This window comes from Aeromicrobium ginsengisoli, from assembly GCF_004134905.2.
Taxonomy (GTDB): domain Bacteria; phylum Actinomycetota; class Actinomycetes; order Propionibacteriales; family Nocardioidaceae; genus Aeromicrobium; species Aeromicrobium ginsengisoli.
This window is the reverse complement of sequence record NZ_SDPQ02000001.1, coordinates 1120077-1143771: the sequence shown is the minus strand read 5'-3', so window position 1 is coordinate 1143771 and position 23695 is coordinate 1120077. Positions and strand designations below refer to the sequence as shown.

General features: G+C 69.1%; 25 protein-coding genes. 18 read left to right on the top strand and 7 right to left on the bottom strand.

Annotation, left to right across the window (positions count from 1 at the left end):
* The first annotated feature begins 19 nt into the window (after nucleotides 1–19).
* From ESP70_RS05705 to ESP70_RS05690, 4 genes are read left to right on the top strand one after another with little or no spacing between them, the layout of a single operon-like run.
* Nucleotides 20–349 (top strand): DUF3499 domain-containing protein, encoded by a 330-nt coding sequence (locus tag ESP70_RS05705; protein ID WP_056212475.1) that lies wholly within the window; start codon nucleotides 20–22, stop codon nucleotides 347–349.
* Entirely contained in the window at nucleotides 346–1704 is a 1359-nt protein-coding gene (locus tag ESP70_RS05700; protein WP_188110508.1) for a phosphomannomutase/phosphoglucomutase, read from the top strand. Before ESP70_RS05705 ends, ESP70_RS05700 begins: the two co-directional genes overlap by 4 nt.
* A gap of 10 nt (nucleotides 1705–1714) precedes the next feature.
* A complete protein-coding gene (locus ESP70_RS05695; RefSeq protein ID WP_149688314.1) occupies nucleotides 1715–1882 on the top strand; it encodes a Trm112 family protein in 168 nt (55 codons plus the stop codon).
* A 2-nt stretch (nucleotides 1883–1884) separates the two neighbouring features.
* Nucleotides 1885–2865 carry a cation diffusion facilitator family transporter gene (locus ESP70_RS05690; RefSeq protein WP_149688313.1) on the top strand — a complete coding sequence of 327 codons (981 nt, stop codon included), beginning with the start codon at nucleotides 1885–1887 and terminating at the stop codon, nucleotides 2863–2865.
* A 6-nt stretch (nucleotides 2866–2871) separates the two neighbouring features.
* Here ESP70_RS05690 and mctP read toward each other — a convergent pair whose 3' ends face one another.
* Both mctP and ESP70_RS05680 read right to left on the bottom strand, forming a co-directional pair.
* On the bottom strand, nucleotides 2872–4542 hold the full coding sequence (mctP, locus tag ESP70_RS05685) for a monocarboxylate uptake permease MctP (RefSeq protein WP_149688312.1): 1671 nt from the start codon (nucleotides 4540–4542) through the stop codon (nucleotides 2872–2874).
* Nucleotides 4539–4799 carry a DUF3311 domain-containing protein gene (locus ESP70_RS05680; protein WP_149688311.1) on the bottom strand — a complete coding sequence of 87 codons (261 nt, stop codon included), beginning with the start codon at nucleotides 4797–4799 and terminating at the stop codon, nucleotides 4539–4541. Before ESP70_RS05680 ends, mctP begins: the two co-directional genes overlap by 4 nt.
* A 163-nt stretch (nucleotides 4800–4962) precedes the next feature.
* Here ESP70_RS05680 and ahcY point away from each other — a divergent pair, with 163 nt between their 5' ends.
* The 9 genes from ahcY to secA all read left to right on the top strand — a co-directional run bounded on the left by ahcY (nucleotide 4963) and on the right by secA (nucleotide 16695).
* Entirely contained in the window at nucleotides 4963–6390 is a 1428-nt protein-coding gene (gene ahcY, locus ESP70_RS05675; RefSeq protein ID WP_149688310.1) for an adenosylhomocysteinase, read from the top strand.
* Nucleotides 6391–6471: 81 nt separating this feature from the next.
* Nucleotides 6472–7170 carry an MtrAB system response regulator MtrA gene (mtrA, locus tag ESP70_RS05670; RefSeq protein WP_149688309.1) on the top strand — a complete coding sequence of 233 codons (699 nt, stop codon included), beginning with the start codon at nucleotides 6472–6474 and terminating at the stop codon, nucleotides 7168–7170.
* Between the two features lie 28 nt (nucleotides 7171–7198).
* Nucleotides 7199–8728 carry an MtrAB system histidine kinase MtrB gene (gene mtrB / locus ESP70_RS05665; protein ID WP_149688308.1) on the top strand — a complete coding sequence of 510 codons (1530 nt, stop codon included), beginning with the start codon at nucleotides 7199–7201 and terminating at the stop codon, nucleotides 8726–8728.
* On the top strand, nucleotides 8725–10476 hold the full coding sequence (locus ESP70_RS05660; protein ID WP_149688307.1) for an LpqB family beta-propeller domain-containing protein: 1752 nt from the start codon (nucleotides 8725–8727) through the stop codon (nucleotides 10474–10476). Before mtrB ends, ESP70_RS05660 begins: the two co-directional genes overlap by 4 nt.
* Before the next feature lie 61 nt (nucleotides 10477–10537).
* On the top strand, nucleotides 10538–11248 hold the full coding sequence (locus tag ESP70_RS05655; RefSeq protein WP_149688306.1) for a ComF family protein: 711 nt from the start codon (nucleotides 10538–10540) through the stop codon (nucleotides 11246–11248).
* 105 nt (nucleotides 11249–11353) lie between these two features.
* The gene (hpf, locus tag ESP70_RS05650; protein ID WP_149688305.1) at nucleotides 11354–11977 is read left to right on the top strand and encodes a ribosome hibernation-promoting factor, HPF/YfiA family; all 624 of its coding nucleotides are present in this window, start codon (nucleotides 11354–11356) and stop codon (nucleotides 11975–11977) included.
* 42 nt (nucleotides 11978–12019) lie between these two features.
* Entirely contained in the window at nucleotides 12020–12682 is a 663-nt protein-coding gene (locus tag ESP70_RS05645; RefSeq protein ID WP_246161825.1) for a response regulator, read from the top strand.
* Between the two features lie 30 nt (nucleotides 12683–12712).
* Nucleotides 12713–13924 carry a winged helix-turn-helix domain-containing protein gene (locus ESP70_RS05640; RefSeq protein WP_149688304.1) on the top strand — a complete coding sequence of 404 codons (1212 nt, stop codon included), beginning with the start codon at nucleotides 12713–12715 and terminating at the stop codon, nucleotides 13922–13924.
* 65 nt (nucleotides 13925–13989) lie between these two features.
* Complete coding sequence (secA, locus tag ESP70_RS05635; RefSeq protein ID WP_483923592.1) at nucleotides 13990–16695, top strand: preprotein translocase subunit SecA; 2706 nt, start codon at nucleotides 13990–13992, stop codon at nucleotides 16693–16695.
* Between the two features lie 77 nt (nucleotides 16696–16772).
* Here the strand turns inward: secA and ESP70_RS05630 are convergent, their stop codons facing one another.
* Nucleotides 16773–17255 carry an Rv3235 family protein gene (locus ESP70_RS05630; RefSeq protein WP_149688302.1) on the bottom strand — a complete coding sequence of 161 codons (483 nt, stop codon included), beginning with the start codon at nucleotides 17253–17255 and terminating at the stop codon, nucleotides 16773–16775.
* Nucleotides 17252–17833: a LysM peptidoglycan-binding domain-containing protein gene (locus ESP70_RS05625; protein ID WP_149688301.1), complete on the bottom strand. Its 582-nt coding sequence runs from the start codon at nucleotides 17831–17833 to the stop codon at nucleotides 17252–17254. The genes ESP70_RS05630 and ESP70_RS05625 overlap by 4 nt, the downstream gene beginning before the upstream one ends.
* A 161-nt stretch (nucleotides 17834–17994) precedes the next feature.
* Between ESP70_RS05625 and ESP70_RS05620 the strand changes: the two genes are divergently transcribed.
* Nucleotides 17995–18498 (top strand): hypothetical protein, encoded by a 504-nt coding sequence (locus ESP70_RS05620; RefSeq protein ID WP_149688300.1) that lies wholly within the window; start codon nucleotides 17995–17997, stop codon nucleotides 18496–18498.
* Here ESP70_RS05620 and ESP70_RS05615 read toward each other — a convergent pair.
* Entirely contained in the window at nucleotides 18482–18724 is a 243-nt protein-coding gene (locus ESP70_RS05615; protein ID WP_149688299.1) for a helix-turn-helix domain-containing protein, read from the bottom strand. The two genes, ESP70_RS05620 and ESP70_RS05615, sit on opposite strands and share 17 nt — an antisense overlap.
* A gap of 109 nt (nucleotides 18725–18833) precedes the next feature.
* Here ESP70_RS05615 and ESP70_RS05610 point away from each other — a divergent pair, with 109 nt between their 5' ends.
* The 4 genes from ESP70_RS05610 to ESP70_RS20040 are packed head-to-tail and all read left to right on the top strand — an operon-like array spanning nucleotide 18834 to nucleotide 22394.
* On the top strand, nucleotides 18834–19496 hold the full coding sequence (locus tag ESP70_RS05610; protein WP_149688298.1) for a hypothetical protein: 663 nt from the start codon (nucleotides 18834–18836) through the stop codon (nucleotides 19494–19496).
* Nucleotides 19496–20644 (top strand): CpaE/TadZ family protein, encoded by a 1149-nt coding sequence (locus ESP70_RS05605; protein ID WP_149688297.1) that lies wholly within the window; start codon nucleotides 19496–19498, stop codon nucleotides 20642–20644. Before ESP70_RS05610 ends, ESP70_RS05605 begins: the two co-directional genes overlap by 1 nt.
* 41 nt (nucleotides 20645–20685) lie before the next feature.
* Nucleotides 20686–22089: a wax ester/triacylglycerol synthase family O-acyltransferase gene (locus tag ESP70_RS05600; protein ID WP_149688296.1), complete on the top strand. Its 1404-nt coding sequence runs from the start codon at nucleotides 20686–20688 to the stop codon at nucleotides 22087–22089.
* Complete coding sequence (locus tag ESP70_RS20040) at nucleotides 22086–22394, top strand: hypothetical protein (protein ID WP_188110506.1); 309 nt, start codon at nucleotides 22086–22088, stop codon at nucleotides 22392–22394. Before ESP70_RS05600 ends, ESP70_RS20040 begins: the two co-directional genes overlap by 4 nt.
* Nucleotides 22395–22404: 10 nt before the next feature.
* Here the strand turns inward: ESP70_RS20040 and ESP70_RS05590 are convergent, their stop codons facing one another.
* Nucleotides 22405–22890, bottom strand: a complete 486-nt coding sequence (locus ESP70_RS05590) for a DUF2505 domain-containing protein (RefSeq protein ID WP_188110505.1) — start codon at nucleotides 22888–22890, stop codon at nucleotides 22405–22407.
* Nucleotides 22887–23627 (bottom strand): PspA/IM30 family protein, encoded by a 741-nt coding sequence (locus ESP70_RS05585; RefSeq protein WP_149688294.1) that lies wholly within the window; start codon nucleotides 23625–23627, stop codon nucleotides 22887–22889. The genes ESP70_RS05590 and ESP70_RS05585 overlap by 4 nt, the downstream gene beginning before the upstream one ends.
* Nucleotides 23628–23695 lie beyond the last annotated feature (68 nt).

Here is a 23695-nt window from a genome sequence, read left to right as displayed (position 1 = left end):
TCAGGGATAACCTCACCTCGTGGGTGCGGTGAGACGATGCACGCGTTCTGCGTGCTCCCAGACGGCAGTGGCGACGCTGACCTATGTCTATGCGGACCAGACAGCGGTGCTGGGTCCTCTCGCGACCTACGCCGAACCGCACACCTACGACCTGTGCGCCGAGCACTCGCAGCGCATGTCGGCGCCGCAGGGCTGGAACGTCCTGCGCCTCGCGCCCGACCCCGCTGCTGCCGAGCCCACGCGCGACGACCTGCTGGCCCTGGCCGATGCCGTACGTGAGGCCGGCCGCCCGCCCGCTCCACAACCTGATGGACCACCCGCCCTTCGACTCGTGAGGCCCGACTCTTGATCGACCCCCGTCTGGCGGAGGTGGTCAAGGCGTACGACGTACGCGGCCGCTCGCCCGAACAGCTCGACCCTGCCCTGACCCGTGCCCTCGGCGAGGCGTTCGCCCTCGAGACCGGCGTGGCCGGGGGCGGCACCGCCGTGATCGGCCACGACATGCGCGACACGTCGCCGCTGCTCGTCGAGGCGTTCTCCGACGGCGTACGCGCCCAGGGTGGCAACGTCATCGGCATCGGCCTGGCATCGACCGACCTGCTCTACTTCGCCTCAGGCGACCTCGACCTGCCCGGTGCCATGATCACCGCGAGCCACAACCCCGCGGAGTACAACGGCATCAAGCTGTGCCGCGCCGGGGCCAAGCCGATCGGCTACGACACCGGGCTCTCGGCGATCGCCGAGCAGGCCACGGCGTTCCTGGCCCGCACCGAGCTGCCCGAGCCGACGGGGACGTACGAGGAGCTCGACGCGCTCAGCCGTTATGCCGCCTACCTCCACGAGATCGTGCCGATCCCCGGCCGGCGCCGCCTCAAGGTCGTCGCCGACGCCGGCAACGGCATGGCCGGACACACCGTGCCCTCGGTGTTCGCGACGCTCAACGTCGAGCTGACGCCGATGTACTTCGAGCTCGACGGCACGTTCCCCAACCACGACGCCAACCCGCTCGACCACAGCACGCTGGTCGACCTGCAGGCCACGGTGCGCGACACCGGCGCCGACGTCGGCCTCGCGTTCGACGGCGACGCGGACCGGTGCTTCGTCGTCGACGAGCTCGGCGACGTCGTCTCGCCGTCGGCGATCACGGCGCTCATCGCCTCGCGGGCGCTGCTGACGACGCCCGGCGCGACGATCCTGCACAACGTCATCACGTCCAAGGCCGTGCCGGAGATCATCACCGAGAACGGCGGCACCGCCGTACGCACGCCGGTCGGGCACTCCCTGATCAAGGCCGAGATGGCGCGCACCGGCGCGGTGTTCGGCGGCGAGCACTCCGGGCACTTCTACTTCAAGGACTTCTTCCTCGCCGACTCCGGCATGATCGCGGCGCTGCACGTCATGGCGGCACTCGCCGAGACCGACGGCACGGTGTCGGAGCTCATGGCTCAATACGAGCGCTACGTCGCCTCGGGCGAGATCAACAGCACCGTCGACGACGGTCCGGCGATCCTCGAGGAGCTCTCGACGACGTACGCCGACCTGCCGCAGGACACCCTCGACGGCCTGACCATCACGGGCGACCGCTGGTGGTTCAACGTGCGTGCCTCCAACACCGAGCCCCTGCTGCGGCTCAACGTCGAGGGCGACGACGAGGAGACCATGGCACGTGTGCGCGATGAGGTCCTCGCGGTGATCCGTCGGTAGGCTGCTCCACATGAATCTTGACCCCGCCCTGCTCGAGATCCTGGTGTGCCCGCAGTGCCGGGCCACCCTCGCGGTCGACGACGAGGCGAGTGAGCTCGTCTGCACCGCCTGCGCCCTGGCCTATCCGGTCCGCCGCGACATCCCCGTGATGCTCGTCGACGAAGCCCGGGCGATCTGAGGATGGCCACCGAAGGCGGCAACAAGGCAGTCATCGCTGCGCTCCTGGCCAACACCGGGATCGCCATCACGAAGTTCATCGCGTTCCTGCTGACGGGGTTCTCGTCGATGCTGGCCGAGTCGATCCACTCGCTGGCCGATGCGGGCAACCAGGTGCTGCTGCTGGTCGGCGGCAAGCGGTCCCAGCGTGAGGCGACCGAAGAGCATCCGTTCGGCTTCGGCCGCGAGCGCTACATCTACGCGTTCGTCGTGTCGATCGTGCTGTTCAGCGTCGGCGGCCTGTTCGCGCTCTACGAGGCCTATCACAAGTGGCACGAGATCCACGACGGCCACGACGGCGGGCTCGACAGCACGTGGCGCCTCGTCCCGCTCGTCGTGCTCGGCGTCGCGATCGTGCTCGAGTCGCTGTCGTTCCGCACCGCGATCATCGAGAGCAACAAGGTGCGCGGTGCGCAGAGCTGGTGGTCGTTCATCCGCAAGGCCAAGTCGCCCGAGCTCCCGGTCATCCTGCTCGAGGACTTCGCCGCGCTGGTCGGCCTCATCGCCGCGTTCCTGGCGGTGAGCCTGTCGCTGATCACCGACAACGCCTACTTCGACGTCATCGGCACCGGCTTCATCGGTGTGCTGCTGATCGTCGTCGCGATCATCCTGGCGATCGAGGTCAAGAGCCTGCTGATCGGCGAGTCGGCCAGCAAGGACGCGATCGGCCGGATCCGCTCGGCGATCGAGTCCACGCCCGGCGTCACGCAGATCATCCACATGAAGACGCTGCACATCGCGCCCGAGGAGCTGCTCGTCGCGGTCAAGATCGGCATCGAGGCCGATGCGACCGGTGCCGGCATCGCCGAGGTCATCGACGCCGCCGAGCGCAACGTACGCGCGGCGGAGCCGATGGCGCAGCAGGTCTACATCGAGCCCGATGTCTACCGCGCCGACCACGTCCCCGACGCCAGACCCGAGGCCCCGGCAGCCCCGAGCCACTAGGCGGTCCTAGTCCACCGGCGGGGTGGACAGCGGGTCGAGGCGGTCGACGACCTCGGGGTCCCCGGCGTCGGCCAGGTAGTCGGTCGGATGCGTGTCGTCCGTGCCGGCGTCCACGTCGAGCACCCGGCAGATCACCGTGCCGACGGCCGCGACGATCAGGTTGAGCACGAGCGCGGTCAACCCGAAGTAGATGAGGTTGTCGCTGATGTGGATGCCGAGCACCTCGAGCGGAGCGACCGAGCCGCCGAAGTGCGACCCCGGGTCTCCGACGACCTCGGTGTTGTAGGCCGCGATCGTGCCCCACGCCATGCCGACCGCCCAGCCGGCGATCAGGGCGTAGCGGTGGAACCAGCGCGTGTAGAGGCCGATGACGATCGCCGGCAGCGTCTGCAGGATCCAGATGCCGCCGAGCAGCTGCAGGTTGATCGCGAAGTCCTTGGGCAGCGCCAGCACGAACAGGAGCGCGCCGAACTTCACGAGCAGGCTCGCGAGCTTGCTCTGCTTGGCCTCCTGCGCGTCGGTCGCCCCTGGGTTGAGGAACGCCTTGTAGATGTTGCGGGTCCACAGGTTGGCGGCGGCGATCGACATGATCGCGGCCGGCACGAAGGCACCGATGACGATCGCGGCGAACGCGACACCCGCGAACCACGGCGAGAACTCCTGCTCGAAAAGCTGGGGGATCGCCAGCTGCGGGTTCTTGACCTGGATGCCCGCGGCGACTGCGGCGATGCCCAGCAGCGCCAGGAGGCCCAGCAGGAACGAGTACGCCGGGAGCAGCGCCGCGTTGCGCCGGATGATGTTGCGGTTCTTGGTCGACAGCACCGCGGTGACGGAGTGCGGATACATGAACAGCGCGAGCGCCGAGCCGAGCGACAGTGTGGCGTACGCCCACTGGGAGACTCCCAGCCCCGGGATCAGGCCCTTGGGTCGCGCCTCACCGCTGGCTATCGCGTCGGCGCTGTCCTTGTTGAACGAGTCGAACGCCTTGCCTGCCGAGTCGAAGATGCCGCTCCAGCCGCCGAGCTGGGTCGGCAGATAGATCACCGCGACGATGATGACGAGGTAGATCAGTGTGTCCTTGACGAATGCGATCAGCGCCGGCGCCCGCAGCCCCGAGGAGTAGGTGTAGGCCGCCAGCAGCGCGAACGCGACGAACAGCGGGACGTCCTTGCGGAACCAGCTGGCGTCCTCGCCGCCGCCGAGTCCCATGACATCGAGCACTGCCTGGATGCCGACGAGCTGCAGCGCGATGTAGGGCAGTGTCGCCAGGATGCCGGTGAACGCGATCGCCAGCGACAGGCCGCGGGAGTCGAAGCGACCCTGCACGAAGTCGGCCGGCGTGACGTACGAGCGGCGGTGCGAGACCGACCACAGGCGCGGCAGGAAGATGAAGATGATCGGGTAGAGGATGATCGTGTAGGGCACCGCGAAGAAGCCCGTGGCGTTGCCGGCATACAGCAGCGCGGGGACGGCGATGAACGTGTAGGCCGTGTAGATGTCGCCGCCGATCAGGAACCAGGCGACGAACGTGCCGAAGCTGCGTCCGCCCAGTCCCCACTCGTCGAGGTTGTCGAGCGTCTCGGCCTTGCGCCACCGCGCGGCCAGGAAGCCGAGGATCGTGACGAGCAGGAAGAAGAACAGGAAGATGCTGAGGGCGACCGGGTCGACGTCGTTCATCGTGCCTCCCCGTTCGTACGTCCTTCGGCGAGGCGGCGCTGCCGCTCATGCCCGATGACGAGCCGGTAGGCGATCGACGTCAGGACGACGGAGCCCACGACCAGCAGGAACTGGTACCAGAAGAAGAACGGGATGCCCCACAGCTCAGGGTCGGCCTTGGCGTACGTCCAGACGAGCAGCGGCACGACGATGGCAACCGTCAGTGCCACCCCCGCCCCGATCAGCGGACCCTTGCCCGGCGGTGTGTGCTCTGGCATTGACATGACCCCCCAGTCAGTCCGGCCGTGACCCCCGTCACAGTCCTCCGACACCGTACGCCCGACCTGGAGGGAGCGAAAGTCGGGGCCCCGCGTTTGTCGGGTGCCTCACATGTGCCCGCCGATTCGGTGCGGACGACTACCCGCCGGTACGCTGTCGGTCATGGATTACAACGTCGCAGACCTGTCCCTCGCGGAGTACGGTCGCAAGGAAATCGACCTCGCCGAGCACGAGATGCCGGGACTCATGGCCATGCGCGAGCGCTATGGCAAGGACAAGCCGCTCGCCGGAGCCCGCATCGCCGGCTCCCTGCACATGACGATCCAGACCGCGGTGCTGATCGAGACCCTCGTGGACCTCGGCGCCGACGTCCGCTGGGCGACGTGCAACATCTTCTCGACCCAGGACCACGCCGCAGCGGCTGTCGTCGTCGGCCGGGACGGCACCGTCGACAACCCGCAGGGCACCCCGGTGTTCGCGTGGAAGGGCGAGACGCTGGCCGAGTACTGGGACGAGGCCGAGAAGGTCTTCGACTTCCCCGAGGGCGGCCCCAACGTGCTCCTCGACGACGGTGGTGACATCACGATGCTGCTGCACCTCGGTGTCGAGTACGAGAAGACCGGCTCCGTGCCGTCGCAGGACAGCACCGACAACGAGGAGTTCAAGGAGGTGCTGCGCGTGCTGGCCCGTTCCGTCGCCGAGAAGCCGCAGCACTGGACCAACATCTCCAAGGACATCAAGGGCGTCTCCGAGGAGACCACCACCGGCGTCCTGCGCCTCTACGACCGCTTCCGCGAGGGCACGCTGCTCTTCCCGGCGATCAACGTCAACGACTCGGTCACCAAGAGCAAGTTCGACAACAAGTACGGCTGCCGCCACTCGCTGATCGACGGTCTCAACCGCGCGACCGACGTCATGATCGGCGGCAAGGTCGCCGTCGTCTGTGGCTACGGCGATGTCGGCAAGGGCTCCGCCGAGTCGCTGCGCGGCCAGGGTGCGCGCGTCATCATCACCGAGATCGACCCGATCTGCGCCCTCCAGGCGGCGATGGACGGTTACGAGGTCAAGCGCCTCGAGTCGGTCGTCGAGACGGCTGACATCTTCATCACCACGACGGGCAACTTCGACATCATCCGGGTCGAGCACTTCGAGAAGATGAAGCACCAGGCGATCGTCGGCAACATCGGCCACTTCGACAACGAGATCAACATGGCCGGCCTGGCCAAGATCCCCGGCATCGTCAAGGACGAGATCAAGCCGCAGGTCCACCAGTGGATCTTCCCCGACGGCAAGAAGCTCATCGTGCTGTCGGAGGGTCGTCTGCTCAACCTCGGCAACGCGACGGGCCACCCGTCGTTCGTCATGTCGAACTCGTTCACCAACCAGGTCCTGGCCCAGATCGAGCTCTACAGCAAGGCCAGCCAGTACGAGCTGGGCGTCCACGTCCTGCCCAAGCACCTCGACGAAGAGGTCGCCCGCCTGCACCTCGACGCCCTCGGTGTCGAGCTCACCGAGCTCACCAAGGAGCAGGCCGCCTACCTCGGCGTCGACGTCGCGGGTCCCTACAAGTCGGACCACTACCGCTACTGAGTCACCGCACCACAACAGCTCCGGGCGCCAGGTGTTCGCATCTGGCGCCCGTCGCTGTCCCGGTCTCCGTAGTATTGATCCATGAGCTATCGACGTACGAAGCGTGATCGCGTGCTCGTCGTCGACGATGACGCCTCGCTCGCCGAGATGCTCACGATCGTCCTCGAGGGCGAGGGCCTGACCGCCGCGGTGTGCCGCTCGGGCGACCGGGTCATGGCGGCGTTCACCCAGTTCAAGCCCGATGTCGTGCTGCTCGACCTGATGCTGCCGGGCCTCGACGGCATGAGCGTGTGCCGGCAGATCCGCGAGAAGTCGGCGGTCCCGATCATCATGCTGACCGCCAAGTCCGACACGCCCGACGTCGTCGCCGGGCTCGAGGCGGGCGCGGACGACTACATCACCAAGCCGTTCAAGAACACCGAGCTCGTGGCCCGCGTCCGGGCCCGCCTGCGCCGCTCCGACCAGCTCGCCGAACCGCTCGTGTTCGGCGACATCGTGCTCGACCCGGCCGGCCACACCGTGACCCGCAAGGGTGAGCCACTCGAGCTGACCCCGCTGGAGTTCGACCTGCTGGCCTGCCTGCTGAGCGATCCGGCACAGGTCTTCACGCGCGAGACGCTGCTGCAGAAGGTCTGGGGTTACCACCACCCGGGCGACACCAAACTCGTCAACGTCCACATGACGCGCCTCCGGTCCAAGATCGAGGACGACGCCGAGAACCCGCAGATCATCCGCACCGTGCGCGGCGTCGGCTACCAGGCGATCACGCCGCCCGCATGACGCCGCGACGCCCGTCCGGCGGTGCCTGATGCGGCGCTTGACCCGCCTGTGGCGCCGGTCGATCCAAGCCCGGGTCGTCACGAGCACGATCGTGCTCAGCGCGCTCGTGATCGCTCTGACCGGCTGGGCGCTCCTGCGCGACGTGGCCGGCGGGCTCGCCGACAGTCGCCGGGTCGCGGCGATCTCCGAGGCCAAGTCGGGCTTCGACTATGCCCAGACCCAGCTCGACGCGTCGGTCGAGACCGAGCCGGCGACCCAGTCGCAGGCGCTGACCCAGATGGTCGACTCGCTCACGAGCTCGCGGGGCGCCAAGCGTACGTACGAGCTGGTGCTCGAGGGTCCGCTGCTGACCGGCACGGGTGAGGTGCCCATACGCTCGTCGGCCGCGATCGAGGCAGGTTCGCTGCCGGCCGACCTCGACAGGGCCGTGCGATCCAAGCCCGGGACCTACTGGCGCTACTCCGACCTCGCACTGCTCGGCTCGTCGGACACCCATCCCTCGGTCGTGGTGGGCAGCCAGCTACGGGCGCCGGGGACGGGCGACACGTACGCGCTGTTCTACCTGTTCTCGATGGAGGACCAGCAGGAGACCCTCGACCTCGTGCGCCGGGCGCTCCTGCTCGGTGGGCTGGCCATGGTGCTGATGGTGGGTGGCGTGGCTTGGCTGGTGTCCCGGCAGGTGCTCGATCCCGTACGCCTCGCGCGCCGCATCGCCGAGCGCTACGCCAGCGGCAATCTCGAGCAGCGCATGCACGTGAGCGGCGAGGACGACATCGCCCGACTCAGCTCCTCGTTCAACCAGATGGCGGCGAGCCTGCAGAGCCAGATCCGCCGCCTCGAGAACCTCTCGCGCCTGCAGCAACGCTTCGTCTCCGACGTGTCGCACGAGCTCCGCACCCCGCTCACGACGGTGCAGATGGCCAGCGAAGTGCTCTACGACGCCCGCGAGCGGTTCGACCCCCAGACCGCGCGGTCGGCCGAGCTGCTCAAGGGCGAGCTCGATCGCTTCGAGTCGCTGCTGTCCGACCTGCTCGACCTGAGCCGGTTCGACGCCGGCGCGGCCAAGCTCGAGCTCGACACGATCGACCTCAGCCAGGTCGCTCGCAGTGGGGCGGACGACCCGATGCTGGCCCGCAAGGGCATAGACGTCGCGCTGATCGGGGTGGACGAGCCGGCGATCGTCGAGGCCGACATCCGGCGCATCGACCGCATCGTCCGCAACCTGCTGACCAATGCCGCGAAGTACAGCGGCTCTCCGCGCATCGAGATCGAGGTCGCTCAGAATGACGGGTGTGTCTCGCTGGCCGTGCGCGACTTCGGCGTCGGCCTGTCGGGCGACGAGAACCTCCGGGTGTTCGACCGGTTCTGGCGCGCCGATCCTGCACGTACGCAGGGCGGCACCGGCCTGGGCCTGGCGATCTCCCGCGAGGACGCCGCGCTGCACGGCGGCACGCTGCAGGCGTGGGGCCGGCCCGGCGAGGGCAGCGAGTTCGTCCTGACGATCCCCAAGCCCGAGGGCACCGCCAAGTTCCCCGCGATCACCTCGGTGTTCGCATGACGCGCGTACGCCTGAGGGCCGCTGTCGCGGTGGGCGCGCTGCTGGCGGTCTCCGCGTGTGCCGGCATCCCGTCGTCGGGCCCGGTGACCAAGGTCGCCGATGACGGTGGGCTGGGCGAGAGCACCGTGCGCTACTCCCCGGCGCGGCCCGCCGCGGGTGCCTCACCTCAGCAGATCGTCCGCGGCTATCTCGACGCGATGCTCGCCTACCCGGCCTCCTCCGGCACCGCGACGGCGTTCCTCACGCCCGCCGGAGCCAAGCGGTGGAGCCCGTCGGCGAGCGTGCGCGTCTACTCGTCCGCCACGATCTCCGGTCCGACGCTCGTCGCGGGGGAGGACGGGGAGACGACCGACAAGACCCGCAACCCGGTCGACGTCAGTGCGCGCCTGTTCGAGGACGCCAGGCTCGACCAGCAGGGGCACTACACGCGACGCGCGAGCCCCCTCGTGCTGTCCTACCGTCTGGAGCGGGTCGACAGCGAGTGGCGCATCGCCAACCCGCAGGTGGGTCTGCTCATCAGCCAGAAGTACTTCGACGACTACTACCGGCCGTTCAACCTCTACAACTTCGACCGGCCCGGGCGCCGGCTGGTGCCCGACCCGGTGCATCTCGTGGTCGGCGACCAGCTCGCCACCGGACTGGTCACCAACCTCGCCCGCGGTCCTGCTGTATCGATCGCCGATGTCGCGCGGACGTACGTCCCGCCCCTCGACGTGCTGCGGCCGTCGGTGCCGGTGTCTGACGACGGGGTCGCCGACGTGTCCTTCAGCGCCGACTTCTCGGTGCTGAGCGAGTCCGTCCAGGACCATCTCTCGGCGCAGATCGTGTGGACGCTGCGTCAGGTTCGCGGCATCACGTCGGTCCGGCTCGCCGGGGACGCGACGGTGCTGTCCAACAACGGTGGCACGACCCAGGACATCGGCTCGTGGGGTGGCTACGGCCCGAGCATCTCCCGCGGCCGGGCGTACGCGATCAGCGACGACCACGTGGTTCAGATCGATGACGACGCGGTCCAGCGGCTCAGTGGGGCCTGGGGCAGCGATGCGCGGGGTGCCGTGGCGATCGGAGTGTCCGACGACGGCGTCGCCGGCGTGCTGGCCGGACGCAACCTCGTGCGGATCACCAACCGCAAGGGCACCAACGCGCGTACGTTCGCCGGCTCCCGGCTCCTCACGCCCCAGTGGGACGGCGACGGCAACGTGTGGGTGGTCGACAACCAGGGCTCCGGCACCCGGGTGCGGCTGGTGACCGGCAACCGGATCCGCACCCTCACCATCGGCGGGCTGGCCGGACTCGACGTGACGACGTTCGCGCTGTCGCCCGACGGCTCGCGCTACGCCGTCACGGCGCGCGGTGCCGCGGGGTCCTCGATCGAGGTCGGCGCGGTCAGACGCGACGCCAAGGACCGGATCCTCGGCCTCGGTGGCCCGTCGGAGGTCTACACGCCTGCACCGTCTCCGCGATCGGTGTCCTGGTCATCCGGGACGGAGCTGAGCTATCTCGCCGAGAGCCAGTCCGGTCGTCAGGTCTACACCACGGCGATCGACGGGTCGTCGACCACGGGGGGACTGTCACGCGGTGGCGTGCTGCTCCCCGACGTCGGTGCGGGAGCCCTCGCGCTCGGGTCCGGCGACGCAGCCAACCGTTACGCGACGGACGCGCGCAACCGGCTGTGGTTCCTCGCTCCCGGAGGATCGTGGCGGCTCCTGTCGGGCATCAGGGCCACAGGCCTGACGTACGGTCGCTGACCGTCCACAGCGCTCACGCGACCGGACACCGGCGGGCGGGCGTACGCGCGATGCTCGGTGGATGCGTGAGCTGCTGGTCCCCGCCGCCGACCTGCTGCTCGGTGCCCGGTGCGCCGGGTGTGGCCGGCCAGCCCTGACCTTGTGTCGTACGTGCGGCGTCGCGATCAGACCCGAGCCCGACGTCGCGTGGCCACAACCGTGCCCGCCTGCGCTGCGCCGCCCCACGCGGGTGACGCCGGTCGCCGCCGGCGCCAACGCCGACGTCCTCCGGCGCGTCCTCGTGGCGTGGAAGGAGTCGGGCAACACCCGGCTGACGTCGGTGCTCGACCACCTGCTGGCGGCCTCGGTCGTCGAGCACGCCCGATCGCGCTGGCCGATCGTCCTCGTCCCCGTCCCGACGTCGCGCCGCAGCAGGCGGGAGCGCGGCTGTGACCTCGTCGACGAGCTCGCCCGGTCCGCTGCACGGCTGCTGCGCCGGGTCGGGATCGACGCGCGGGTGTCCCAGGCACTGACCCCGGCACGGGCGACGGCCGACCAGGTCGGGCTCGATGCGGCCGCCCGGGCCCGCAACCTGCGCGGTGCCTATCGGCTGCGCACCGACCGGGCGTTGCCGGGTCGCGATGTCATCGTCGTCGACGACATCTTGACGACCGGCGCCACCGTGTCGGAGGCCGTCAGGGTGTTGACGGCAGCCGGTCACCGGCCGGTCGGCATCGCCGTCGTCGCCGCAACCCCTCGCATTCCAACGCCCGTCCCTGAGCATCACGAATGAACTTCTCGGCTGCTCTGGTGATTCCTTGGAGGGCGGTCTAACGTCACAGGTATGGCATGAAGAGCGCTGATGGTTAGGGCGCGACACCGAGGCAAGGGAGTTCCCATGGAAATTGTCGTCAACGGTCGCAACAGCGAGATCTCCGAGCGTTTCCGCGAGCATGTCGAGGAAAAACTTCACCGGCTCGAGAAGTACGACTCCCGCCAGAAGATCAGTCGCGTCGAGGTCGAGGTCACGCACGAGAAGAACCCCCGTCAGCAGGACACCGCCGCCAAGGTCGAGATGACCCTGCGGTCCCGAGGCCCGGCCGTGCGCGCCGAGGCCGCCTCCACCGACCAGCACTCGGCCCTTGACGCCGCGATCGACAAGCTCGAGTCGCGCCTGCGTCGCTCCGTCGACCGCAGCCGCATCCACCACGGCCGGCACGCCCCCACGTCGTTGTCGACGGCCACCGCCGAGCTCCCGCTCGAGGGTCTGCGGGCCGACGAGCCCGACGATGTCCCCACCGGCCAGGCCTCGCCCATCGACTCCGAGGGCGACTGCCCGATCGTCGTGCGCGAGAAGACCCATCAGGCGTCGCCCATGACGCTCGACCAGGCGATGTACGAGATGGAGCTCGTGGGACACGACTTCTACCTGTTCCTCGAGAAGGACTCGATGCGCCCGAGCGTGGTCTACCTGCGCAAGGGATACGACTACGGAGTCATCCACCTCGACGTGTCCGAGTAGTCATAGTGGGCCAGTTGGCTCGACACGTGGCATGATCAGAATGTGACCTCTCGGGGCGACAGCATTCGGGTGCTCCTGGTTGACGACCAGGAGCTGTTCCGACGTGGCGTCAAGATGGTGCTCAGTGCCGACGATGCGCTCGAGCTCGAAGAGGTCGACGACGGTGACAAGGCGCTCGAGATGGTCGCCGAGAACCCCTACGACATCGTCCTGCTCGATGTCCGCATGCCGGGTCGCAGCGGTGTCGAGGTGTGCGCCGCGATCAAGGAGATCTCGCCGACGACGGGCATCATCATGCTCACCGCGAGCGATGACGAGTCCGATCTCTACGAGTCGATCCGCAGTGGAGCCTCCGGCTACCTGCTCAAGGACGGATCGACCTACGAGCAGGTTGCCGAGGCCGTACGCCTCGTGGCCTCGGGCCAGTCGCTGATCAGCCCCAGCATGGCGACCAAGCTGCTCGACGAGTTCGTCCACATGTCCAAGAGCCCCGCCCCGACGACCAATCTCACGCCGCGCGAGCTCGGCGTGCTGCGCCATGTCGCCCGCGGCCGCAGCAACCGTGAGATCGCCGAAGAGCTGTTCATCAGCGAGAACACGGTCAAGAACCACATCCGCAACATCCTCGAGAAGCTGCAGATGAAGTCGCGCATGGAAGCGGCGATGTACGCCGTGCGCAGCAAGCTCGTCGACGACATCCCTTAATGTCACACGCTTAGACCAGCATCAGGCTGCATGAACCTGACGACGACGCAGGCCCGCCGGATCGCCTTGGGCGCGCAGGGTTTCACGCGTCCCCGGCCCGGCCTCGACGGCGAGGTCGCCGCGCGGCACCTCAACCGCGTCGCCGAGCGCCTCGGCTTCTTCCAGATCGACTCGGTCAACGTGCTGGTCCGTGCGCACTACATGCCGCTGTTCTCCCGCCTCGGCCCCTACGACCGTGAGCTCCTGCACCGGGCCGCGTCCCGTCGTCCGCGGCGCCTGTTCGAGTACTGGGCGCACGAGGCCGCGCTCGTCGACGTCAACCTCTGGCAGGCGTTCCAGTTCCGCATGGAGTCCGGTGCGCGCATGTGGGGCAGCATGGGCCGGATCATGCAGGACAAGCCGGAGTTCGTGGCGTGGGTGCTGGAGGAGGTACGCGCCAAGGGCCCGTTGACCGCCCGCGAGGTGGAGCACGATGCGCCGCGCGACAAGGACAACTGGGGCTGGAACTGGTCCGAGGTCAAGATGGCGCTGGAATATCTGTTCTACAAGGGGCAGGTCACCGCGGCGCGGCGCAACTCGGCGTTCGAACGGGTCTACGACCTGCCTGAGCGCGTCATCCCGCAGGCGCAGCTCGGCGCCGAGCCGCTCGACAGCCGCGCGGCGCACCGGATGCTGGTCAGCCACGCGGCGCGGGCGCTGGGCGTCGGCACCGCGCAGTGCCTGCGCGACTACTTCCGCATGGCGCCCGAGCCGGCCAAGGAGGCCATCGACGACCTGGTCGCGACCGGCGAGCTCGTCCCGACCACGATCACGGGCTGGAAGCGCCCGGCCTACCTGCACCGCGACGCCACACGGCCCCGCAAGGTCGCGGCCCGGGCACTGCTGAGCCCGTTCGACCCGCTCGTGTTCGAGCGCACCCGCACCGAGCAGCTCTTCGACTTCCGCTATCGCATCGAGATCTACGTTCCCGCCGAGAAGCGGGTGCACGGCTACTACGTGCTGCCGTTCCTCCTGGGCGACCGGCTGGTCGCTCGAGTCGACCTCAAGGCCGACCGGCAGGCGGGTGCGCTCGTCGTGCACGGGGCCTGGGCCGAGTCGCACGCACCCGACGAGACGGCCGACGAGCTGGCCGCAGAGCTGCGGCTCATGGCAGGCTGGCTCGGCCTCGAGACCGTCACGCCTCCGGCCAAGGGCGATCTGGCCGGGGAACTCACGCAGTCGCTTGCTCGTCACCTAGACTGAACAGGCTCTCAATTCTTTCTGCAGGAAGTACATTCGTGCCCAAGGTCATCGACAAGATCCTTCGCATGGGCGAAGGCAAGATCCTCAAGCAGCTCCAGGCGGTCGCCAAGCAGGTCAACGCCCTCGAGGACGAGTTCCACGCCATGAGCGATGACGAGCTCCGCGGCATGACCGAGGAGTTCCGCACCCGCCTCGAGGAGGGCTCGACGCTCGACGACCTCATGCCCGAGGCATTCGCGACCGTCCGTGAGGCGGCGCAGCGTGTGCTCGGCCAGCGGCACTTCGACGTCCAGATCATGGGCGGTGCCGCGCTGCACCTCGGCAACATCGCCGAGATGAAGACCGGCGAGGGCAAGACCCTGGTCTCGACCCTGCCGGCCTACCTCAACGCGCTCAGCGGCAACGGTGTCCACGTCGTCACGGTCAACGACTACCTGGCCAAGTACCACGCCGAGTGGATGGGCCGCGTGCACCACTTCCTCGGCCTGAGCGTCGGCATGATCCTGCCGTCCATGACGCCCAACGAGCGTCGCGAGGCCTACGCCGCCGACATCACCTACGGCACCAACAACGAGTTCGGCTTCGACTACCTGCGCGACAACATGGCCGACGACATCGCCGACTGCGTCCAGCGCGGTCACAACTTCGCCGTCGTCGACGAGGTCGACTCGATCCTCATCGACGAGGCCCGCACGCCGCTGATCATCTCGGGTCCCACCGAGGAAGAGGTCAAGTGGTACGCCGAGTTCGCCAAGATCGTCGGCGCCATGACGATCGACGAGCACTACGAGGTCGACGAGAAGAAGCGCACGATCGCCGTCACCGAGGAGGGCATCGACCGGGTCGAGGACCAGCTCGGTATCGACAACCTTTACGACGCGGTCAACACCCCGCTGATCAGCTTCCTCAACAACGCCATCAAGGCCAAGGAGCTGTTCAAGAACGACAAGGACTACGTCGTCATGGAGGGCGAGGTCCTGATCGTCGACGAGCACACCGGCCGCATCCTCGACGGACGCCGCTACAACGAGGGCCTGCACCAGGCGATCGAGGCCAAGGAGGGCGTGCGCATCCGCGAGGAGTACCAGACCCTCGCCACGATCACGCTGCAGAACTACTTCCGTCTCTACGACAAGCTCAGCGGCATGACCGGCACGGCGCTGACCGAGGCGTCGGAGTTCGACAAGATCTACAAGCTCGGCGTCGTTCCAATCCCCACCAACCGTGAGGTCGCCCGCGTCGACCAGCCCGACCTCGTCTATCGCACCGAGCAGGCCAAGTTCGACGCCGTCGTCGAGGACATCGTCGAGCGGCACTCCGCCGGCCAGCCGATCCTGGTCGGCACGACCAGTGTCGAGAAGAGCGAGCGGCTCTCGAAGCAGCTCAAGAAGCGCGGCGTCCCGCACGAGGTGCTCAACGCCAAGCAGCACGACCGCGAGGCCGCGATCGTCGCGATGGCCGGCCACAAGGGCGCCGTCACGGTCGCCACCAACATGGCGGGCCGCGGCACCGACATCATGCTCGGCGGCAGCGTCGAGTTCCTCGCCGACCAGGCGCTGCGCAAGAAGGGCCTCGACCCGCTCGAGGACTCCGAGGCGTACGAGGCCGCGTGGCCCCAGACGCTCAAGGCGATGGAGGAGCAGGTCGCAGCCGAGCACGACGAGGTCGCCTCGGTCGGCGGTCTGGCCGTCATCGGCACCGAGCGCCACGAGTCGCGCCGCATCGACAACCAGCTGCGCGGTCGCTCCGGCCGTCAGGGTGACCCGGGCGAGACCCGGTTCTACCTCTCGCTCGAGGACGACCTCATGCGCCTGTTCAAGGCCGACTGGGTCAACTGGGTCCTGCAGACCATGAAGATCCCTGACGACGTGCCGATCGAGAACAAGCGCGTCACGGGCGCCATCGCGTCGGCGCAGGCCCAGGTCGAGGCGCAGAACTTCGACACCCGCAAGAACATCCTCAAGTACGACGACGTCATGAGCCGCCAGCGTGAGGTCATCTACGCCGAGCGCCGTCGCGTGCTCGAGGGCGAGGACATGCACGAGTGGGTCACCTCGATGATCAGCGAGGTCACCGGCGCCTACGTCCACGGCGCGACCGAGGGATTCCCCGAAGAGTGGGAGCTCGACCAGCTGTGGACCGCGCTCGGCACGCTCTACCCGATCGGGGTGACCGTCGAGGGCGTCGAGTCCGAGGTCGGTGGCCGTGAGGGACTGTCCCGCGAGTACCTCCAGGAAGTCGTCGCCGAGGACGCCCTGGCGGCCTACGGCAAGCGCGAGGAGGAGCTCGGTGCGGAGGTCATGCGAGAGCTCGAGCGCCGGGTCGTCCTGAGCGTCCTCGACCGCAAGTGGCGCGAGCACCTCTACGAGATGGACTACCTGCGTGAGGGCATCGGCCTGCGGGCGTACTCACAGCGCGATCCGCTCGTGGAGTACCAGCGTGAGGGCTTCGACCTGTTCAACGCCATGATGGAGGGCATCGCGGAGGAGTCCGTCGGATTCTTGTTCAACCTCGACGTCCAGGTCGAGCAGGCCGCCGCTGAGTCCGATGAGAGGGCCGAGCCGCAGCTGACCGCCAAGGGGCTGACGGCCGACAAGAAGCCGCAGGCGCTGTCCTACTCCGCGCCGAGCGAGGACGGCCTCGTCGAGGTCCGTGGCGAGACCGCGGAAGAGGACACGCCGGAGACCGAGGCGCGCCGCCAGGCCAACGCCAAGAACAAGGCACGCCAGAAGGCCAAGCAGCAGCGGAAGTCGCGCAAGAACAACAGATAGAGCGAGTTCGTAGGTCGGTTCGCGCGCCCTGCCGCGGCGACGTTCTCGGCTTGCGGCGAGATGTTGCGGGTTGTGGCTCAGGCCCAGGTCAGGGCGGTGCACTTCCAGACCTGGTCGCCGCGATGGGTGGTCTGCAGCTCGAGGCGTACGGCGAGCGCCCTCGAGCGGCCGCGGTGCACCATGCGGCCGGCGATCTCGGCTGCGCCGTCGTGGACCATCGCCACGTGGACCGAGACGATCCGGGCGCCGCGGCCCGAGCGCGCCCTCATGGGCACGCGAGCGTGCGCCGACAGGCGGCTCGTCAGCTGGTCGTAGACGTCGGGCGCCATCCATGCCGCCATCTGCCGCACGGCCCGCTCACCTGACAGGACCTCGACCAAAGCCTGCATGAACCGGGCGGCGCGCTGGCGCATGGGTGCCGCGTCGCCGCGCTCGACAGGCACCGGCAGCACCGGGCTCAGGCCGGGGAACGGCAGCGGGATCTGGCCCGCCGCCGGTTCGACCGGGCCGGCGAACGACGGTTGCAGTGAGGGGACGAGCAGGGCGGTCGCGGTCTTCATGTGGGGTCCTTCCCGAGCGGCGGAACGAGACGTTGCGTGGGGAAGATCAGGTCGGGGTCGTCACCGATGACGTCCCGGTTGGCGGCGTGCCACTGGGCGCAGGCGCGGGCGACCTCGGCGGCGGTGGCGTGGCGTGGCAGTGAGCGGGCGGCGATCGCCCAGAGCGTGTCGCCGGGACGTACGACGACGGGGGAGGCGCTCACCCGCGGGGCTGCGCGGCCGACGGTGGCAGCGCCGATCGGTCGGTCAGGAAGCTGGAGGCCGGTGAGGTCGTGCTGGGGCCGGCCGGGTGCGCCGCCACGATCGGCGGGCACGGGAGCCAGTGCCAGGGCGCCGGCGGTCCCGGCGAACAGCGCGCGGCGCAACAGGCGAGGGGTGATCGCCCGCAGGAGCGGCGCCGGCGCCCGTACGAGTGACAGCCCGGCGACGAGCAGCACCCAGGTCGACAGCGCCAGCTGCACGACGCAGCCGAGCGCGAGCAGTGCGTCGGGAAAGCTCTCTCCGCGCAGGTCGGTGGCGGTGGCACCGGCGCTCGGCGTCAGCAGCGCCGCGCTCAAAGCAGCGAGCGTCGTGAGCACCCACCCAGCCCGAGACAGCATCCGACCCCCCGATCGATGTCGTGAACAACGTTTGATGACGTTTGACTACAGACAAGACCGTTTGAGGTCGACTGTCAACACCTGTGCACAGGGGTGTGCACGCTGTCGTGGCGAGGCGCGGCTGGGATAGCGTCGTCGGCATGCGGTGGGAGCGGCTGTTCGAGGACCTCGAGGCACAGGCGCGCGATCTCGAGCTCGACGAGCGCGACGCTCTGGTCGACGAGCTGCGCGACGGCGACTGGGCCGAGACGTCGTGGCGGGACCTGCTCGGCGGCCGGGTCGTGCTGGCCGTGCGCGGAGCGGACCGGGTCGAAGGTGAGGTGACGTTGGTCAACCAGCGGCTGGTGCACCTGCGCGGCGACGCGATGGACCACGTCGTGAACGTCGCGGCGGTGGTGGCCGTGCACGAGACCGAGCGGCGCGCCGACACCTCGACGGCGGTGGGCGAGGCGCTGGGATGGGGCCACGTGTTCCGGGCTCTGCGCGAGGCGGGTGAGGAGATCCGCGTGCGGCTGGTGGACGGGACCGTGCGCGACGGCTCGGTGGTCGTGGCCGGCCGCGACTTCGTAAGACTGAGGGCCGGGTCAGGACGCGATCAGGTGCTGCCGTTCGACGCGATCGCGGTGGTCAGCGGTCGGACGTGACGTCGTCGGCCGGCGCGTGGGCGTCGTCCGGGACCTCGGCGCGAGCATATTGCCGGGCGATGTAGTCCTCGAGCTGGTCGTTCTCGATGCGCCACTGACCCCTGCCGCCGATCTGGATGCCGCGCAGGTCGCCAGAACGGACGAGCGCATAGACCTGGCGCACCGTGACGTTGAGGACCTCCGCGACGTCGGCCAGCGTGAGGAACCGCGGGCTGGTGGGTGGCATGGCTTCAGTTTCCCACGACGCGGTGTCAGCGTCGCCCCGGCCCACGCGCGGCTGTGGACAACCCCACCCCGGTATGGACGAATGCAGGCGGAGTCTGTACAACCGATGCATGACGAACTGGCGGGGGCCTGGGGAATCAGGCAGGACATCGGCGCAACGACTGCGCATCCGGGCGTGGCGGGACCCACGACTCCTCATCGGGCTGTTGCTCGTGCTGGGGGCGACGATCCTCGGCGCTCGTCTGGCGGCCGCCAGCGACGACACGGTCGAGTACTGGTCGATCAGGTCCGACGTCGCGGCGGGCGATGCGGTCAACCGCGACACGCTGCAGGCCACTCGCGTGCGCCTGTCGTCCGAGACCAAGGGCAGCTATCTGCGCACGAACGAGGAGTTCGCCGCTCCGCTGGACGATCTCGTCTGGGCTCACGGCGTGTCGGCCGGGGCCTTGGTCGACAAGGGGGCACTCGTACGCCGGTCCGCCACGATGCGCAGTCAGCTGCCGCTCAGCGTGGCCGAGGGCGCCGCGCCGGCCGACCTCGGCCGCGGCGACCTGGTCGACGTGTGGGTCGGGCCGGGACCCGGCGACGAGCCGGCCGGCAAGGCCAGGCTGGTGCTCGAGTCCGTGCGCGTCATCGAGTCGGGTGACGATGCGGCGGCGCAGGCCGGCTCGCTGGCGCAGACGGTCCTGGTGGACGTCGACAAGACACAGCTACGCGGATCGGTCGTCAGCACCGTGGCGGCGGGACACGTGACCCTCGTCAGGGTGTCCTGATGGATGTCGTCCTCGCCGCGGGCGGTGCTCCGTGGGAGGCGGCGGCGATCCGCGAGATCGAGGGCTCGACCGACCTCCGCCTCGTACGCCGTTGCGTCGACGTCGCCGACCTCCTGGCCGTCGCTGACACCGGCCTGGCAGCCGCTGCGCTGGTCACGGCCGACCTGCCGGGCCTCGACGCGGACGCGGTCTATCGGCTCGAGCACGCCGGCATACGGGTCGCCGCGGTCGACTCCGACGAGGCACGGTCCCGGGCCCTGGGCATCGAGCGCATGCTCCGGCTCGGCTCGCTCGCCGTGGTGGCGCGCGAGGCCCCGGCGCCACGTCACGCACCCCAGGACGTACGCGCGCCGCTGATCGCCGTGTGGGGCCCGGCCGGCGCACCGGGTCGCAGCACCGTGGCGCTGGGGCTCGCCTCAGCGGCGGCCGCCCAAGGCGTCGACACGGCGTTGGTCGACGCCGACACCTATGGCGGCTCACTCGGCCAGATGCTCTCGGTGCTCGACGACGTGAGCGGCCTCGTGGCCGCGTGCCGGGCCGCCAACACCGGCCGGGCGGCCGAGGCGGCCGACCACCTGCTGGAGATCGACGACCGCCTGCGCCTGCTCACGGGTCTCCCGCGAGCCGACATGTGGCCGCAGGTACGCACGGGAGCCTTCGAACTCGTCCTGTCTCGCCTGCGGTCGGTCGCCGAGCTGCTGGTCGTCGACTGCGGGTTCTCCCTCGAGCCGGGCACCGGGCCCTCGGCCAACCGCAATCAGTCGACCCTGCAGGTGCTCGACCAGGCCGACGCCATCGTGGCCGTCGGCCGGCCCGATCCCGTGGGCCTGGCGCGGCTCGTACGCGGGCTCCACGACCTCGCCGAAGTCGTGCCGGGGCGGGTGCCGACGCTGGTCGTCAACATGACACGTACGTCATTGGGCTGGCGGGAGCGCGAGGTCGATGCGACGTTGCGGCGGCTCACCGGGGTGGTGCCGGCGGCCCATCTGCCGTTCGACCAGTCAGGTCTCGACCTCGCTGCGGTCAGCGGGCGGACGCCGCGCGAGGTGGCCCCGTCGTCGCCGTTCGTGACCCGGATCGAGGTCCTGGCCCGCACGCTCGTGTCACAGGTCGGAACACCCACCGTCCTCTCGCCTGCGAGCCCATGACGCGGTGGTAACTTCTCTGCAGGACGTCCCTGAGGAGAGTCATGCAACGGTTGAGCCCGCTGGATGCGATGTTCCTGCAGCAGGACAGCCCGACCGTGCCGCGTCAGATCGCTTCGCTGGCGATCCTCGAACCCGGTGATCACCCGCTCGACTACGACCGCCTGATCCACGTCATCAACGAGCGCATCGACATCGTGCCGCGCTACCGACAGGTCCCGCGCACCGTCCCGGCGTCGCTGGGCACGCCCGTGTGGCTCGACGACGAGAACTTCGACATCTCGTTGCACGTACGCCGTTCGGCGCTCCCGCGACCCGGCACCGCCGCGGCACTGCACGAGCTCGTCGGTCGCCTCATCGCCCGACGGCTCGACCTCGACCGGCCGCTGTGGGAGCTCTACCTCATCGAGGGGCTGTCCGAAGGTCGGGTCGCGCTGCTGTTCAAGGCCCATCAGGCACTGGTTGACGGCTCCGAGACGGTCGACCTCGCGCAGGTCCTGCTGGAGGAGACGGCGCACGACCGCGACATCCCCTACGAGGAGTGGAACCCGCGACCGGAGCCCAACGCCGCCGAGCTCGTTGTCGGCACGCTCAACCGCAACTTGCGCCACCCCGGCGAGGCGCTGCGTGTCGCCGAGCTCAACCTCGGCCGGATCGCGCGGCGACTGCCGGTCGTCGGCGTCGACGGCCAGCCGCCCCACAGCGTCCTGTCCACGGAGCTGTCGCGGCATCGCCGGTTCGCCTCGCTGGCCGCCCAGCTCGACGACTTCCGGCGCGTACGCGAGGAGCACGGCGGCACGGTCAACGACGTCATCCTGGCGGTGATCGCCGGCGGCATCCGCGGCTGGATGCTGACACGCGCCGAGCCCGTCACCGCCAAGACCAGCTTCCGCGCGATGGTGCCGATGTCGGTCGTCGCCGAGGACGGCCTGCCCACGTCGCTGGGCTCCAAGGTGCGCGGGCACCTGCTGTCGCTGCCGGTCGGCGAGTCCAATCCCGTCGTGCGGCTGCACCAGGTGTCGTACGCGCTCAAGGATCATCGCGAGACCGGCTCCGCGGTCGCCGCCAACAAGCTGGCCAACCTGCCTGGCTTCGCCACGTCGACGTTCCACGCCGTCGGCGCGCGGGTCGCGGACGCCGAGGCGGGTCGCGGCCACCAGATCGTCATCACCAACGTGCCGGGTCCGCAGGATCCCGTCTACATGGCGGGGGAGGCGGTCAGCGAGGTCTATCCGTGCATCCCCCTGAGTGGTCGCCGGGCGGTCTCGATCGGCGTCACGTCCTACAACAGCAAGGTGTTCTTCGGCATCGTCGCGGATCGCGAAGCCGTGCCGGACGTCGACGTCCTGGCGCAGTGCATCGAGGACGCGTTGCTCGAGCTCGTCGAGTCCGTCGAGGGGCGCCGGTCGCGCGCTCCGCGCGGGCGTCAGAGGCCGGCCAAGTCATGAGGGTCTATCTCGCGGTCAGCCCCGACGACCTGACGGCCTTGGCCGGTGGCGGCTCGATCAGCGCTCCGGCATTCCTCGCCGCGTCGGAGGACGAGGAGGACGAGCTCGCCGCGCTCGAGGAGGCGGCGGAGAACGGTGCTGCGGTCGCCGCGGCCGAGCTCGACGACCCCGACGGGCCGGTCACGCTCGACGACGTCGTGTCGTTCCACCTCGACGTCGATGGCACGGGCGATCTCGCTTGGTATGCCACGCAAGAGATCGACGCCGTGCTCAGCACCCTCGCGGGGCCGGACACGGCGTCGTAGCGACCTCTTCCTAGAGCTTGGCCTGGCCGTACTCGACCTCTTCGCGCAGCGAGGACCGGATCGCCTTGGCGACCTCGGGCTCGATCTTCTTGCCGATGAACGGGATCGACACCTTGACGTCGCCGTCGAGGCTGAACGAGGTCGCGGCGCCGTCGGCGACCAGTTTGGCCTTGCCGGTCATCTCGGCGGGCTGTCCGATGATGCTGACCTTGACGTCGGCGGTGCGGTTGCCGCTCGCGTCGGGGCCGCTCCACACCTCGGTCTGCTTGACCTTGACGGTGCTGCCGGTGAGCTTCTTGACGAAGTCGGGCAGGTCGGCGTCCTGCGTACGGATGACCGTGACGGTCGCCCCGTCGCCGGACTCCTCGACCGTGACCTCGTACTCGTGGGCGCCCTGGTTGGCGCACGACTCGGTGCGGAACGCCTGGTCGGTGATCAGCCCGTAGACCGTCGCGACGTCGGCACCTTCGTAGCTGAACGACTCGGTGAGCTTCATTCGGTCGCCGCCTCGGGTGCGGCGGTGCCGGCGCCCTTGAGCGCGGCCAGCCGGGCCTCGACCTCGGCGTCCGTGGACGATGCCTCGAGCTCGTCCCATGGGTCGGCCGTCGCGGCATTCAGCTCGGCCTGCCCGGCGACCTGCGCCTCGGAGCGGCGGACCTTGTCCTCGAACCGGCCCAGCTCGCTGGTGGGATCGAGCACGTCGATCGACTGGACCGCGTCCTGGACCTTGGCCTGTGCCTCGGCGGTCTTGGCGCGGGCGACGAGCTGGTCGCGCTTGGTCTGCAGCTCGCTGAGCTTGGCCTTCATGCCGATCAGTCCGGTCTTGAGCTTCTCGACCGTCTCGTTCTGCGAGGCGATCATCGGCTCGGCCTGCGTGGCCTCGGTCTCGAACCCGATCTGCTTGGACAGGGCGATCTTGGCGAGCTGGTCGAACTTGTCGGCCTCCGCGGCCTGTCCGGACGTACGCAGGGAGTCGGCCTTCTGCGACGCGGCGAGTGCCTTCTGGCCCCATTCCTTGACCGCGGCGACATCCTCGGCGTGATCGGCCTCGGCGAGCCGCAGGTTGCCGATCGTCTGGGCCACGGCGTCCTCTGCCTCGGCGATCGAGTTGGTGTAGTCGCGCACGAGCTGGTCGAGCATCTTCTCCGGATCCTCGGCCTTGTCGAGGAGGGCGTTGATGTTGGCGCGCGTCAACTGGCCGATGCGCCCCAGGATGGTCTGTTTCTGAGCCATGGTCATCACTCTCTGTCAGATGCTGCTTGCGGGGTGCGACGATCGGGCACAGGGTTGCCGCACACGTC